At 69.7% G+C, this 13698-nt stretch carries 14 protein-coding genes and 2 tRNA genes; 11 read left to right on the forward strand and 5 right to left on the reverse strand.

Going from position 1 to position 13698, the window contains the following annotated elements; all coding sequences use genetic code 11:
* Positions 1–83 precede the first annotated feature (83 nt).
* From Dac01nite_RS11340 to dusB, 3 genes are read left to right on the forward strand one after another with little or no spacing between them, the layout of a single operon-like run.
* A complete protein-coding gene (locus Dac01nite_RS11340) occupies positions 84–1469 on the forward strand; it encodes a glycine--tRNA ligase (protein ID WP_203657072.1) in 1386 nt (461 codons plus the stop codon).
* 8 nt (positions 1470–1477) lie between these two features.
* Positions 1478–2647: a YibE/F family protein gene (locus Dac01nite_RS11345; RefSeq protein WP_203657074.1), complete on the forward strand. Its 1170-nt coding sequence runs from the start codon at positions 1478–1480 to the stop codon at positions 2645–2647.
* Positions 2644–3819 carry a tRNA dihydrouridine synthase DusB gene (gene dusB, locus Dac01nite_RS11350; RefSeq protein ID WP_203657076.1) on the forward strand — a complete coding sequence of 392 codons (1176 nt, stop codon included), beginning with the start codon at positions 2644–2646 and terminating at the stop codon, positions 3817–3819. The genes Dac01nite_RS11345 and dusB overlap by 4 nt, the downstream gene beginning before the upstream one ends.
* Here the strand turns inward: dusB and Dac01nite_RS11355 are convergent.
* Complete coding sequence (locus Dac01nite_RS11355) at positions 3816–4463, reverse strand: dihydrofolate reductase family protein (RefSeq protein WP_203657078.1); 648 nt, start codon at positions 4461–4463, stop codon at positions 3816–3818. The genes dusB and Dac01nite_RS11355 overlap by 4 nt on opposite strands.
* 132 nt (positions 4464–4595) lie before the next feature.
* On the opposite strand from Dac01nite_RS11355, the gene Dac01nite_RS11360 reads away from it, so the two are divergent.
* The gene (locus tag Dac01nite_RS11360) at positions 4596–5858 is read left to right on the forward strand and encodes a deoxyguanosinetriphosphate triphosphohydrolase (RefSeq protein WP_203657080.1); all 1263 of its coding nucleotides are present in this window, start codon (positions 4596–4598) and stop codon (positions 5856–5858) included.
* A gap of 13 nt (positions 5859–5871) precedes the next feature.
* Here the strand turns inward: Dac01nite_RS11360 and Dac01nite_RS11365 are convergent, their stop codons facing one another.
* Genes Dac01nite_RS11365 through Dac01nite_RS11375 form a run of 3 tightly spaced genes read right to left on the reverse strand, consistent with a single transcriptional unit; the run spans position 5872 to position 7155 of the window.
* The gene (locus Dac01nite_RS11365) at positions 5872–6273 is read right to left on the reverse strand and encodes a hypothetical protein (protein ID WP_203657082.1); all 402 of its coding nucleotides are present in this window, start codon (positions 6271–6273) and stop codon (positions 5872–5874) included.
* Positions 6270–6689: a hypothetical protein gene (locus tag Dac01nite_RS11370; RefSeq protein WP_203657084.1), complete on the reverse strand. Its 420-nt coding sequence runs from the start codon at positions 6687–6689 to the stop codon at positions 6270–6272. The genes Dac01nite_RS11365 and Dac01nite_RS11370 overlap by 4 nt, the downstream gene beginning before the upstream one ends.
* A gap of 13 nt (positions 6690–6702) precedes the next feature.
* Positions 6703–7155: a DUF6941 family protein gene (locus Dac01nite_RS11375; protein WP_203657086.1), complete on the reverse strand. Its 453-nt coding sequence runs from the start codon at positions 7153–7155 to the stop codon at positions 6703–6705.
* A 135-nt stretch (positions 7156–7290) separates the two neighbouring features.
* Here Dac01nite_RS11375 and dnaG point away from each other — a divergent pair, with 135 nt between their 5' ends.
* From dnaG to Dac01nite_RS11405, 6 genes are all read left to right on the forward strand, one after another.
* Complete coding sequence (gene dnaG / locus Dac01nite_RS11380) at positions 7291–9189, forward strand: DNA primase (RefSeq protein WP_203657090.1); 1899 nt, start codon at positions 7291–7293, stop codon at positions 9187–9189.
* A gap of 190 nt (positions 9190–9379) precedes the next feature.
* Positions 9380–10429 (forward strand): phosphate/phosphite/phosphonate ABC transporter substrate-binding protein, encoded by a 1050-nt coding sequence (locus Dac01nite_RS11385; RefSeq protein WP_239066636.1) that lies wholly within the window; start codon positions 9380–9382, stop codon positions 10427–10429.
* Positions 10430–10524: 95 nt separating this feature from the next.
* Entirely contained in the window at positions 10525–11295 is a 771-nt protein-coding gene (phnC, locus tag Dac01nite_RS11390; RefSeq protein ID WP_203657091.1) for a phosphonate ABC transporter ATP-binding protein, read from the forward strand.
* Entirely contained in the window at positions 11292–12101 is an 810-nt protein-coding gene (gene phnE, locus Dac01nite_RS11395) for a phosphonate ABC transporter, permease protein PhnE (RefSeq protein WP_203657092.1), read from the forward strand. Before phnC ends, phnE (Dac01nite_RS11395) begins: the two co-directional genes overlap by 4 nt.
* The gene (gene phnE, locus Dac01nite_RS11400; RefSeq protein ID WP_203657093.1) at positions 12098–13003 is read left to right on the forward strand and encodes a phosphonate ABC transporter, permease protein PhnE; all 906 of its coding nucleotides are present in this window, start codon (positions 12098–12100) and stop codon (positions 13001–13003) included. Before phnE (Dac01nite_RS11395) ends, phnE (Dac01nite_RS11400) begins: the two co-directional genes overlap by 4 nt.
* A complete protein-coding gene (locus Dac01nite_RS11405; protein ID WP_203657094.1) occupies positions 12912–13316 on the forward strand; it encodes a VOC family protein in 405 nt (134 codons plus the stop codon). Before phnE (Dac01nite_RS11400) ends, Dac01nite_RS11405 begins: the two co-directional genes overlap by 92 nt.
* A 52-nt stretch (positions 13317–13368) precedes the next feature.
* On the opposite strand, the gene Dac01nite_RS11410 is transcribed toward Dac01nite_RS11405, so the two are convergent.
* Positions 13369–13441 (reverse strand) — tRNA-Asn (locus Dac01nite_RS11410).
* 107 nt (positions 13442–13548) lie between these two features.
* Here Dac01nite_RS11410 and Dac01nite_RS11415 point away from each other — a divergent pair.
* A tRNA-Ile gene (locus Dac01nite_RS11415) sits at positions 13549–13622 on the forward strand.
* Positions 13623–13698: the final 76 nt, after the last annotated feature.

Genomic DNA, 13698 nt, shown 5'->3' on the forward strand with positions numbered 1-13698 from the left:
CATCTCAGGCGGCCTCGCCTCGGCCGTGGGTGGGCACCGATAGACTGTGCGCGCATTCCCGCCGACCCTCAAGGAGCACCTCAGTGGCACAGCCGTCCCGCCTCGACAACGTGATCTCGCTCGCGAAGCGCCGCGGCTTCGTGTTCCCCTGCGGAGAGATCTACGGAGGCACGCGCTCCGCGTGGGACTACGGGCCGCTCGGAGTGGAGCTCAAGGAGAACATCAAGCGCCAGTGGTGGCGGTCGATGGTCTCCAGCCGCGATGACATCGTGGGCCTCGACTCCTCCGTGATCCTGCCGCCCAAGGTGTGGGAGGCGTCGGGCCACCTCAAGGCCTTCGTGGACCCGCTGGTCGAGTGCCTCAGCTGCCACAAGCGCTACCGCGAGGACCACCTGCTGGAGGAGTTCGAGGAGAAGAAGGGCCGCGCGCCCGAGGGCGGGCTCGCCGAGGTCGCGTGCGCCAACTGCGGCACGCGTGGCCAGTGGACCGAGCCCAAGATGTTCAACGGCCTCCTCAAGACCTACCTGGGTGTGACCGAGGACGAGTCCGGCCTGCACTACCTGCGCCCCGAGACCGCCCAGGGCATCTTCGTCAACTTCGACAACGTCCAGCGCACCTCGCGCATGAAGGTCCCGTTCGGCATCGGGCAGATCGGCAAGTCCTTCCGCAACGAGATCACGCCTGGCAACTTCATCTTCCGCACCCGCGAGTTCGAGCAGATGGAGATGGAGTTCTTCGTCAAGCCCGGCACGGACGAGGAGTGGCACCAGTACTGGATCGACACCCGCCTGCAGTGGTATGTCGACCTGGGCATCGCGCGCGACAACCTGCGCCTGTACGAGCACCCGCAGGAGAAGCTCTCGCACTACTCGAAGGGCACCACGGACGTCGAGTACCGGTTCGGCTTCACCGGCTCCGAGTGGGGCGAGCTGGAGGGCATCGCCAACCGCACGGACTTCGACCTGTCGACGCACGCCGAGCACTCCGGCAAGGACCTGTCCTATCTGGACGCGGCCACGAACGAGCGCTACACGCCGTACGTCATCGAGCCCGCCGCCGGCCTCACCCGCTCGCTGATGGCCTTCCTGGTCGAGGCCTACGACGAGGACGAGGCGCCCAACACCAAGGGCGGCGTCGACAAGCGCACCGTGCTGCACCTCGACCCGCGCATCGCGCCCGTCAAGGCCGCGGTGCTGCCGCTGTCCAAGTCCGAGGAGCTGCTGCCCACCGCCGAGGCGCTCGCGAAGGAGCTGCGCGGCGCGTGGAACGTCGACCTCGACGTCACGCAGGCGATCGGCAAGCGCTACCGCCGCCAGGACGAGATCGGCACGCCGTACTGCATCACGGTCGACTTCGACACCAAGGATGACCAGGCGGTGACCATTCGCGACCGCGACACCATGCAGCAGGAGCGCGTGGCGCTGTCCCAGGTGCAGGCCTACCTCGCGACGCGCCTGATCGGGGCGTAGACGCCACGATGGGCGCCGGACACTCGCACGCGCTCGAGCGGGCGCCTCGCGCGTCCGAGCGCACCACGATCGTGCTCGCCGTGATCGTGGGCGCGGTGCTGTTCCTCACCACGCTCGGCGCGCTCGCCGTGTGGCCCTCGGACTGGTCGCTGCTGCGGTCCGTGCCCGTGACGTACTCGGGCGCGCAATGGGTCAGCGTCGAGGTGCGCTCCGTCGACGAGTCCACCGGCGCGGCGCAGGTGACCGTCGTTGACGACCCGTCGGGAGAGCTTCGCGAGCTGCCTCCCGCCGATCTCGGCACGTTCGAGTACGAGGTGGGCGATCAGGTGCGCGCCCTGGAGCTCGAGACGGGCGAGCTCATCTTCGGCGACTTCGAGCGCGACGGCCCCATGCTGTTCCTGCTGGTCGTCTACGTGCTGCTCGTGATCGCGATCGCCCGATGGCGGGGCATCGGCGCTCTGCTGGGCCTGGTGGCGGCCTTCGGCGTGGTCATCTTCTTCACGGTGCCAGCGCTGTTCGACGGTGCGAACCCGCTGATCACGGGCCTCGTGACCGGTTCGGGCGCGCTGGCATTGCTCCTCTACCTCGCCCACGGCATCAACGCGCGCACCACCACTGCGTACCTGGGCACCATCGCGGGGCTGTCGATCACCGCCGTCCTGGCATGGTGGGCGGTGGGCGCCTCACGGCTGACCGGCATCTGGTCGGAGGAGGGCAGCCACCTCGAGCTGTCTGGACGCTCGGTCGACCTCCAGGGTCTCGTGCTGTGCGGCATCGTCATCGCCGGTCTGGGCGTGCTCAACGACGTCACTGTCACCCAGTCCTCGGCGATCTGGGAGCTGCGCGCGGCCCGGCCAGAGATCTCGCGATGGAGTCTCTTCCAGCGCGGCATGCGCATCGGCCGCGATCACATCGCCTCCACCGTGTACACGATCGCCTTCGCGTATGTGGGCGCTGCGCTGCCGGCGATCATGCTCATCAGCCTCTACGACTCGCCGCTCGGCACCACCCTGACGGGTGCGGAGATCGCGGAGGAGGTGGTCGGCACGCTCGTGACCTCGATCGGCCTGGTGCTGGCCGTGCCGCTGACCACCGGCATCGCCGCACTGGTGGTGGGGCGCGACGCGATCGCTGTGGAGGACATCGAGCCGGATCCATCGGCGACAATGGAGGCATGACCACCTCCGCTCAGGCGACCTCCCGCGTCCTGCCGCCTCTGCGCATCGGCCCTCTCGAGGTCGACACCCCCGTGGTGCTCGCGCCCATGGCCGGCATCACCAACGCCGCGTTCCGACGGCTGTGCCGCGAGCACGGCGGCGGACTCTACGTCGCGGAGATGGTGACGTCGCGCGCTCTCGTCGAGCGCACGCCGGAGAGCCTGCGCATCATCCACCACGACCCCGACGAGACCCCGCGCTCCGTGCAGGTGTACGGGGTGGACCCCGCGACCATCGGCGCAGCCGTGAGGATGCTGGTGGAGGAGGACCGGGCGGACCACATCGACATGAACTTCGGCTGCCCGGTGCCCAAGGTGACCCGCAAGGGCGGGGGAGCGGTGCTGCCGTGGAAGCGCGACCTGTTCCGCAACATCGTGCGCGCCGCCGTCCGCGAGGCCTCGCGCCGCGACATCCCCGTCACCGTCAAGATGCGCAAGGGCATCGACGACGACCACCTGACCTACCTGGACGCGGGCCGCATGGCCGAGCGCGAAGGCGCAGCCGCGGTGGCGCTGCACGCGCGCACGGCCGCTGAGTACTACTCCGGAACCGCGGACTGGACCGCCATCGCGCGCCTCAAGGAAGCCGTCACCACCATCCCGGTGCTCGGCAACGGCGACATCTGGGCCGCCGAGGACGCGCTGACCATGGTCGAGCAGACCGGCTGTGACGGCGTGGTGGTGGGACGCGGGTGCCAGGGCCGTCCCTGGCTGTTCGCGGATCTCCAGGCGGCCTTCGAGGGGCGCGCCGATCGCGTGCAGCCGGGACTGCGCGTGGTCGCGGACACGATCTACCGTCATGGCGAGCTGATGGTGCGCTTCTTCGGTGACGACGAGCAGAAGGCCATGCGCGAGATCCGCAAGCACATGGCCTGGTATCTCAAGGGCTATCCGGTGGGCGGCGACCTGCGACGCTCGCTCGGGCTGGTCGAGACGCTGGCACAGCTGCGTGAGCTGCTCGACTCGCTGCCGCTCGACGAGCCCTACCCGGGCGCGGCGGCCGAGGGAGCCCGCGGGCGACAGGGAACGCCCAAGCGGCCGGCCTGCCCGGACGGCTGGCTCGACACGCAGGAGATCACCCCGGACCTCGAGGAGCGCCTGCGGGAGGCCGAGCTCAGCGTCTCCGGCGGCTAGGCGAGACCGTTCGGCAGCTCGCCATCCGCATCGGCAGGGCCGCCGTCGTCGGGAACGGGGCGCTCGTCGCGCGGCTCACGCGCCGGCACGAGCGTGAGCTGCACCATGCCGTCCCCATAGCGGCGCACGTCCGCGACGGTGATGTGGTGGCGCGACTGCGCACCAGCGAACAGCGCGTGACCGGCCCCGAGCACGGTGGGGTGGACGGTCACCACCATCTCGTCGATCAGCTCCGCGTCGAGCGCCTGGCGCACCACGCTGCCGCCGTCGACGTAGATGTCCTTGCCGCCGGCGATCCTGGTCGCCTCGTCGACGAGGTTGGCGATGGGGGCCGATGCGCCTGTCACCGTCGCGGGGGCGCCTTCCAGCGGCCGTCCGGTCGCCACGAGCATCGGCGTGTCGCCATACGGCCAGTCGCCGCCCATCGCGGAGACCACGTCGAACGTGCGCCTGCCCATGAGGATCGCCCCCACGTCTGCCATGAAGGTGTCGAAGCCCAAGGCGTCGGTGGGGGAGTCGGCCCAGCGGCCGGACGCCATGGGAGCCCACGGTGGCCTCGCCGCCTCCAACCACGCGATGTCGTCATGAGGTCCGGCGATGAAGCCGTCGATCGAGCTGGCGATGAAGACGCGTACCTTTCCCATGCGCTCAGGTTAGGACGGCGCTCGGACATGCGCGCATCGGCGCTGACGTGGCGCGGCTGCCAGGGCGAACATCCGATGACGCCCACGCGGGGCGTTCGCGGCGCTCATGCGGGTGCCGGATAGCATCGAGGTGTGACCGACCTACCCGAGGGCTACCGCGACGCGGATGTCGAGCGCTGGATCCCGGAGCCGGCCAAGGCCGCCGAGCGCACGCCGTTCGAGCGCGACCGTGCGCGCATCGTGCATTCGAGCGCGCTGCGACGGCTCGGAGCGAAGACGCAGATCCTGGGACTCGGCTCCGGGGACTTCGTCCGCACGCGCCTCACGCATTCCCTCGAGGTGGCGCAGGTGGGACGCGAGCTGGGCAAGGCCCTGGGATGCTCGCCCGACATCGTCGACGCCGCGTGCCTGGCACACGACCTGGGCCACCCGCCGTTCGGACACAACGGGGAGCGGGCCCTCGATGCGGTCAGTCGGGAGATCGGCGGCTTCGAGGGCAACGCCCAGACGCTGCGCCTGCTGACGCGCCTCGAGCCCAAGTCGATCGATCCGGCCACGGGCCGCTGCGTGGGGCTCAACCTCACGCGCGCGAGCCTCGACGCCGCGGTGAAGTATCCGTGGCGCGAGCCAGCCGCGCCGCGCCGGCCGGATGGCACGGAGTCCCGCAAGTTCGGTGTCTACGAGGACGATCTGCCCGTGTTCGAGTGGCTGCGCGAAGGATCCGTGGGGACCCAGCAGAGCTTCGAGGCGCAGGTGATGGACGTCGCGGACGACATCTCATACTCGGTCCACGACCTCGAGGACTCGATCGTGTACCGCTCCATGAAGCTGTCCACGCTCCGCGACCCGGGCCAGGCGCGAGACGTGATCGCTCACGTGCGCGAATGGTACGGAGCGGGGGAGGACGAGCCTCTCCTCGACGCGCTCGCGCGCCTGCAGGCGTTCCAGTGGTGGGCGGATGACTACGACGGGTCGCGCCGCTCGCTCGCCGCGCTGAAGGACATGACCAGCCAGATCATCGGCCGCTTCGCGCAGGCGATCATCACGGCCACCCGGGCGCAGCACGGCGAGGGCGCGCTGACCCGGCACGACGCGTCGCTGGTGGTGCCGCAGGACACGCTGGACGAGATCCTCATGCTCAAGGGCATCGCCGTGCACTTCCTGATGGCGCCGCGCGAGACGAGCCCCACCTACGCGAAGCAGCGCAAGGTGCTGCAGGAGCTGGTGCGGGCGATCGCGGACCGCGGAGCTGCCGCGATGGAGCCGCAGTTCGCTCTCGACTACGCGGAGGCCTCCGGAGACGCCGAGCGACTGCGCGTCGCCGTGGACCAGGTCGCCTCGCTCACCGACACGTCCGCGTACAACTGGCACCACAAGTACTGCCTCAGCCCGTGAGGGCTGGGGCCAGTCAGGCCCCGCCCGACGCGTCGACCACGGCCGATGCGCGTGAGCCCCGCACCAGCACCACCAAGGCGATCACGGGGAGGGCCAGGGGCACCCACCCGTAGGCCGAGCCGAAGCCCGTCCAGACCGTCTCATCCGGCCACAGGTCCGGCGCGAGGTAGCCCAGTGCGCCCACCACGATGACGCCCACCAGCTCGACGGTGGTCCCGACGATCGCGACGCGTCGCCATCCGCGCCACAGAGCGATCGCGATCAGCACGTACAGGATCGCCGATGCGCCCGAGAGCAGGTAGGGCAGCGGCGCCTCGGAGAGCCTGGTCGAGATCTGCACGACGGACCGGCCCGTCGCGGCAAGGCCGAGCACGGCGTACGCGACGATCAGCAGGATGCGGCCGATGGGGTTCATGCGGCGCCGAGGAGGACGGCCACGCGCCACGCCAGCACGGCGGCCGCGATCGCGATGATGAGCGCCGCGCCGCCGTCGACGCGGGCGATCTGGTCCGGCTGCAGCACCGGGCGGTTCGGGTCGGGGTCGAGTGCCGCGGCGTCGGGTGCGCCCAGACGGCCGATTCCCAGCAGCGGGATGAGCGCCACCGACGCCAGCAGGTAGCCCAGCGTCAGCACGATGCCCGCATCGTTGCCGCTGATCAGCAGCACCAGGACCGTCACCAGCTGGATCGCGGTGACGATCCACATGCCGGTGACCACCCCTTGCAGGACACGGTGGGCGCGCACCCAGACCATCGTGACGATGCCCGTCGCGGCCAGCACGGCACACCACACCAGCACGGCGGGGTAGATCAGCCCCGAATACAGCTCCAAGTGAGGTCTCGGGCTACTGCTGCTGGGCCTGCTTGACGCGCATGGGCAGGCGCGACACCTCTTCGCCGTCCACGGAGATCACCCAGGCGAACATGCCGGCCTCGGCGAAGCGCAGTCCGTCGATGGTGAACGCGAAGCAGGCGACCTGCTCGTCGCCGTCAGCGAGCTGCGGGGGACGCCCGAGCGTGAACTCGCCACCCATGGCGCGCACAGGGGCGGCCTTGCCCTCGGAGTCCGCGCGCACGCCGATGGGGTAGTCCTTGCCGTCCTCGGTGACGAGCTTGAGCTCGAACTGGTGGGTCACGTTGGTCGCGGTGAACGGCACATGCACGGTCGCGCCCACGGCGAGGCGGCGGTGGGCGGCGGGGAACTGGCGCACGTAGATGGTGTTCCATCCGGCGCCCAGCGCGTAGATCTTGCCCTGGACGACCTCGGCCGAGTCAGCGAGGAAGGCATCGACTCTCACAACGGGATCCTTTCGTGGAGGTTCCCGAACAGCCTACTGACCTCTGGAGGCGGGGGCGTGCGCTGTTCGCGGTGGGCCGATGCGCGGGTGCCGCTCGCGGCCGGGCGGCAGTGGTGGCGCGAGTAGGGTGATGCCGTGGCAGGCACCATCAATCGGGACGACATCGCGGCGGTCCGCGAGCGCGCGCCGATCGAGGAGATCATCGGCCAGCACGTCGCCCTCAAGAGTGCCGGCGTGGGGACGCTCAAGGGATTGTGCCCGTTCCACGACGAGCGCACGCCGTCCTTCAACGTTCGCCCCGCCGCCGGCCGCTGGCATTGCTTTGGCTGCGGCGAGGGCGGCGACGTCATCGAGTTCGTGATGCGCCTGGACGGGCTGCCCTTCGCGGAGGCCGTCGAGTACCTCGCCGAGCGCGCGGGCGTCCAGCTCCGCTACGAGGCGGGCGGGAGTGCGAAGCGAGAGGGCACCAGCGGCCAGCGCAAGCGGCTGCTCGAGGCCCACCGGGTCGCTGCCGCCTACTTCGCCGAGCAGCTCGCGAGCCCTGAGGCGCGCATCGGACGGGACTTCCTGCGCGAGCGAGGGTTCGATCGCGCGGCGGCGGAGATGTTCGGCGTGGGCTATGCGCCTCAGGGCTGGTCGCACCTGAGCGACCACCTCAAGTCGAGCGGCTTCACCATCGACGAGCTGCGCGCGTCCGGGCTGGTGTCCGAGGGGGCGAAAGGCGTCTACGACCGCTTTCGCGGACGTCTGGTGTGGCCCATCCGGGACGTGACGGGAGAGGTGATCGGCTTTGGCGCTCGTCGACTGCACGAGGACGATCAGGGCCCCAAGTACCTCAACACCCCCGAGACGGCCCTCTACAAGAAGGCCCAGGTGCTCTACGGCCTCGACCTCGCGAAGAGCGCGATCCGCACCGAGCGCACGGCCGTGGTGGTCGAGGGCTACACGGACGTGATGGCGTGCCACCTGGCCGGCATCACCAACGCCGTCGCCACGTGCGGCACCGCGTTCGGTACGGACCACGTCAAGGTGGTGCGCAGGCTCATGGGCGACACCGGTGGGCCGCAGACCAAGATCGGCGAGTCCGGCGCCAAGGTGGTCTTCACGTTCGATGGCGACGAGGCGGGCCAGAACGCCGCGCTCAAGTCCTTCCAGCTGGACCAGCAGTTCCTCGCCCAGACGTTCGTCGCCGTCGACCCGGACGGTAAGGATCCGTGCGACCTGCGCCAGGACGGGGGAGACGAGGCGGTGCGGGCGCTGCTCGATCGGCGCGTGCCCCTGTTCGAGTTCGTGATCCGTACGTCGTTGAGCTCGCACGACCTCGAGACCGCCGAGGGCCGGGTGGCGGCCCTGCGCGCTGCCGCTCCCGTGGTCGGGGGGATCAAGGATCGTGCGCTCCAGCCGGAGTATGCGCGGCGCCTCGCCGGCTGGCTGGGCATGGACGTGGACGCCGTGACGCGCGCCGTGAAGGACGCCGGTCGCGCGCGCCAGGGCTCGTCGCACGAGCCACCCGCCGCCACCGGTGCCATCCCCGTGGACCCCGCCGTCGCATCGGCCCGTCCCAATCCTCGGGATCCCGTGGTGCGTGCCGAGGCCATGTCTCTCGGCGTGCTGCTGCAGTCTCCGCGCGAGGTGGCGAGCGACCCGCTGGGCGCGCAGGTGATCGCCGATCTCGACGCCGCCGCCTACACCGTGCCGCAGTACCGCGCCGTGTACGAGGCCATCCAGGCCACTGGCGTTCCGGGGAGCGTGGGCTCCGACTGGGCCAACGATGTCGCGGAACAGGCCGGTCCCACGCTCGCGGTCGTGGTCTCCGAGCTCGCGGTGACGCCGCTGCCGCACGACCGGCCGGACGCGCTGGGCCACTGGGGCGCGACAGTGCTGGCTCGCGTGCTCGATCTCAGCATCACACGCCGGATCGGGGATCTCCGCGGCCGCATGCAGCGCGCCGGAGCAGGCACCGAGGAGGGTCAGGCCGCGTTCGCCGAGATCATCCGCCTCGAGACAGCGCGCCGGTCCCTGCGCGAGCCGTGACGCCGAGTGGACAGCGGATGTCACGGGACGGCCACAGTCTCGTGAACGCGCTGTTACCGATGTGAAAATTCTGGGCTCAAGCGCGCGAACGCTGCGCGGCTGTGTATAGGTTCGATGGAAGGCCGCGATGCCGCGGCGTCTGACGACGCCATTCGGCGTCGCATGAGATCCCGAACCGAAAGGTGACACTGTGCGAACCACGTTCAACCCCCTGGCCGCCGCCGCGCTGGTCGGAGCGACCGCGCTGGTCGTGGCCGGCTGCGCCAGCTCCGACGAGCCCGAGGACGACGTCACGACGGACTCGACGGCCACTGCCGAGGAGACCGACGACGCCATGGAGGGCGGCGAGGGTCTTCCCGAGGAGCTCATCCTGGGTCTCGTCCCGTCCGACGAGGTCGACCAGCTGGTCACCGATGGCGACGTGCTCGCAGAGCTGCTCGCCGCGGAGCTCGGCGTCGAGGTCACCACGTTCATCCCGGACAGCTACGCGGCCGTGGTGGTCGCGATGCAGACCGACCAGGCGGACATCGGCTTCCTGGGCCCGATCGCGATGGTCCAGGCCGTCGACGAGGCCGGCGCGGTGCCCGTGCTGCAGTCGGTCCGCTACGGCTCCTCCAGCTACGTCACGCAGTGGATGACGAACGACCCCGACACGTTCTGCATGGACGAGGTCACCACCGAGGCGGACGACGAGGGCGTGAACTACTCGTACTGCAACGGTGCGACCGGCTACGACGGCCCTCAGGGCGAGGATGCGCTCGCGCTCATCGACCCCAGCTCGCAGATCGCGTTCGTGGATGAGAGCTCGGCGTCCGGCTACTACTACCCGGCGACGCAGCTCGAGTCGATCCTCGGCATCGACCCGCTGGTCGACCTGACCGGCTCGTTCTTCGCCGGCGGCCACCCGCAGGCGGTCCAGGCCGTGTACGACGGCGACGCCGTGGTCGGCACCTCGTTCAACGACGCGCGCTCTGAGCTCGCAGCCGAGTTCCCCGACGTGGGCGAGCAGGTCGTGGTCTTCGCGTACTCGACCAACATCCCCAACGACGGCGTGGTGCTCTCGTCGGACCTGTCCGCTGAGGCGCAGCAGCAGATCACGGAGGCGCTGATGGCGATCGCAGAGACTGAGGAGGGCCTCGCCGCCCTGGACGCGGTCTACAACATCGAGGGCCTCGAGCCCGCGGACACCGCTGCACTCGACGAGGCCCGCCAGGTGGCGGCGAACTTCGGCGAAGGCTGAGACGTCTGACCGTCGCGGTGACCGCAGCCCCGCGTGGGCGGCGGTCACCGCGACGGCGTCTCATGGCCGGAACCATTTCGTGAAACAGTGAATCCATGATCGAGCTCAAGGACGTGACCGTCCGGTATCCCAACGGCGTGATCGGACTGGACGGCGTCGACCTGCAGATCCCCGACGGCCAGTTCGTCGTGGTCGTCGGCCTGTCCGGCGCAGGAAAGTCCACTCTCATCCGCACCATCAACGGGCTGGTGCCCGTCACGTCCGGAACCCTCACGGTGGACGACATGGAGGTCTCCGGGGCCTCCAAGCGTGAGCTGCGGGCGATCCGATCCAAGATCGGCATGATCTTCCAGTCGTTCAACCTGGTGAAGCGCACCTCCGTGATGAACAACGTCATCATGGGCCAGCTGCACGACATCCCGTGGTGGCGCTCGCTGCTGGGGCTGTGGAGCAAGGAGGAGAAGGAGCGCGGCTTCCAGTCGCTCGAGCGCGTGGGCATCGTCGAGAAGGCGTGGACACGCGCATCCGAGCTGTCGGGCGGTCAGCAGCAGCGGGTCGCCATCGCCCGCGCATTGGCCCAGGACCCCACGGTGATGCTCGCGGATGAGCCAGTGGCCTCGCTCGACCCTCCCACGGCGCAGATGGTGATGAAGGACCTGCAGCGCATCAACCGCGACCTGGGCATCACGACAGTCGTGAACCTGCACTTCCTGGACCTGGCGCGCGCGTTCGGCGACCGCGTGATCGGCATGCGCGACGGGAAGGTCGTGTTCGACGGCACCGGCGCGGAGGCGGACGATGCGGTGTTCGAGCGCATCTACGGGCGCTCGCTGACCGCGGACGACACCCTCACCGAGAGCGCATGAGCGTCGAAGCGCCCCCTCGCGCGGCAGCGACGGACCGCCCCCGCAAGCCTGCGCCGTCCCCGGTGGTGATCGGCGGCCTGGTGGTCGCCGCGGCGTTCACCTGGTGGGCCGGCCACTCCCTGGGCTTCTCGCTGAGGCCGCTCGTCGAGAACTGGTCCAACGGCTGGGTGGTCATCGAGCAGTTCCTCAGCCCCAACTGGCCGTTCATCTGGCGGGTGTGGGACGCATGGGTCGAGACCATCGCCATCTCGATCGTGGCGAGCGCGGTGGGCGTGAGCCTCGGACTGCTGTTCGCGTTCCTCGCCTCGCGCGTCACCAACCGTTCCGCGTGGGGCTTCCGCGCGACGCGGTGGTTCCTGTCGGTGCTGCGGTCGCTGCCGGACATCGCGTACGTGCTGATCTTCGTGGCCCTGGTGGGCGTGGGATCCCTCGCCGGCATCCTGGCGCTCATCCTGTTCAACATCGGCATCGCGGCGAAGCTCACGAGCGAGACCATCGACGCCGTCGACACCGGTCCGTTGGAGGCAGCTGACGCCTCGGGCGCCGGCACCGCCGCGCGCGCCCGTTGGGCCGTGATGCCGCAGATCCTGCCCAACTACCTGTCGTACTGCCTCTACATCTTCGAGCTCAACATCCGCGCCTCGGTCGTGATCGGCATCGCCGGCGGTGGCGGCATCGGCTCCGTCATCAACGTGCAGTTCTCGCGCTTCGAGTACGAGAACGTCGCGGCGATCGTGGTCGCGCTGTTCGTGGTGGTGCTGCTCATCGACCAGCTCTCGCAGTATCTGCGCCGGAGGTTCGTGTGAGCGCCGCGACCAACCGCACCCAGCCAGCCACGGCGTCGGCCGTCACGACGCCCCGGCCCAGCGAGCCGTCCAAGACCAAGGCGACGCTCACCTGGCTCGCCCTGCTGGTGATCTTCGGGGGCGCGGTGTGGCTCTCGAACGCCAGGTGGAGCGAGATCACCGGAGTCTTCACGGATGGCTGGCGCTACTTCCAGCTGATGCTCGACGGCGTTCTCGAGAACCCCTTCGCCGAGCCGTGGTCCGGCTACTGGACACTCGCGCTCGAGAAGATGATGGAGTCGGTGTACATGGCGTGGGTGGGAACGCTCATCGGCGCCATCGTTTCGATCCCGTTCGGGTTCCTCGCGGCGCGCAACGTCTCAGGCCGCGTCACCGTCCAGGTCACCCGTGGCTTCCTCAACCTCATCCGCGCCGTGCCGGAGCTGGTGTTCGCGATCATCATCATGCTGCCCATCTTCGGCTTCGGGCCGGTGGCCGGAACTGTCGCGCTGGGAGTGGGCGCCGTCGGAACGCTGGGCAAGCTCACCGCGGAGGCGCTCGAGGGCATCGACACGGGCCCGGTCGAGGCCGCCCGGGCCGCCGGCGCCCGCAAGCTCGCGGTGCTGCGCTGGGCGTACTGGTCGCAGGTGCTGCCCGAGGTCGTGGCGTTCTGGCTGTACCGCTTCGAGATCAACATCCGTGCCTCGGCCGTGCTGGGCATCATCGGCGCGGGGGGCATCGGCCAGCTGCTGGGCCAGCTGTTCGGCCGGCGCGAGTGGGAGCAGATCGGCATCGCGCTCGTCGTGGTGATCGCCGTCACGCTGCTCGTGGATGCGCTCTCCGGGGCCATCCGCCACCGCATCATCAGCGGCGGCGCGGTCAAGGAGAGCACGTTCAAGGAGGACGCCGTCTCGGCGGTGTGAATCGCGGGAGGGCTGTCATGTCGCGGCAACGGATCTCGCGGAGGACCTGGGCCGGCCGCGCGCCTCGCTCGGGACCGGAGCGATCACCCTCGCGCAGAACTACCCGTCCCAGGCAGAGGTCGACGAGCGCTTCGCGTCCGCGCTGGAGGCAGGAGCGACCGAGATCAGGGCGCCGGTGGCGACCGAGTGGGGCGGCTACAGCGGCTATGTCGCAGACCCGGACGGCCACGTATGGGAGCTGGCGGTCAACCCGTTCTGGACCCTTGCTGACGACGGGTCCGTGACCATCCCCGCTCACCTCCCGGAGGCGTAGCGCCCCAGGAACGCAGAAGAGCCGGCCCGCATCGCGGACCGGCTCTCAGGGGCTCCTCCAGTTGGACTCGAACCAACAACCTGCCGATTAACAGTCGGCTGCTCTGCCAATTGAGCTATGGAGGATCGCGATGCACGAGTTTACATGACTCGGGCAGGCTCGCTGACACCCGCGAAGGGCCGATGCGCGGGCGCGGATAGACTGGCGCGCGGCCGCCCGCGGGGTGGTCACCGGGCCAGTAGCTCAGCCGGTTAGAGCAGCGGACTCATAATCCGTCGGTCGTGGGTTCGAGCCCCACCTGGCCCACGTCGGTGTGCACTCGCTACTGGGGTGCCCCGCCACTTGGCAGAGGTCTCGCTGAGAATCCCCTGGGGTGCGCCGA

The organism is Demequina activiva, from assembly GCF_016862815.1.
GTDB lineage: Bacteria > Actinomycetota > Actinomycetes > Actinomycetales > Demequinaceae > Demequina > Demequina activiva.

Bases quoted from the DNA above. Each gene is read 5' to 3' on its own strand.
- Dac01nite_RS11345 (WP_203657074.1), top strand. From the start codon at position 1,478: ATGGGCGCCGGACACTCGCACGCGCTCGAGCGGGCGCCTCGCGCGTCC.
- dusB (WP_203657076.1), top strand. From the start codon at position 2,644: ATGACCACCTCCGCTCAGGCGACCTCCCGCGTCCTGCCGCCTCTGCGC.
- Dac01nite_RS11355 (WP_203657078.1), bottom strand. From the start codon at position 4,463: ATGGGAAAGGTACGCGTCTTCATCGCCAGCTCGATCGACGGCTTCATC.
- Dac01nite_RS11365 (WP_203657082.1), bottom strand. From the start codon at position 6,273: ATGAACCCCATCGGCCGCATCCTGCTGATCGTCGCGTACGCCGTGCTC.
- phnC (WP_203657091.1), top strand. From the start codon at position 10,525: ATGATCGAGCTCAAGGACGTGACCGTCCGGTATCCCAACGGCGTGATC.
- phnE (WP_203657092.1), top strand. From the start codon at position 11,292: ATGAGCGTCGAAGCGCCCCCTCGCGCGGCAGCGACGGACCGCCCCCGC.
- Dac01nite_RS11405 (WP_203657094.1), top strand. From the start codon at position 12,912: ATGCGCTCTCCGGGGCCATCCGCCACCGCATCATCAGCGGCGGCGCGG.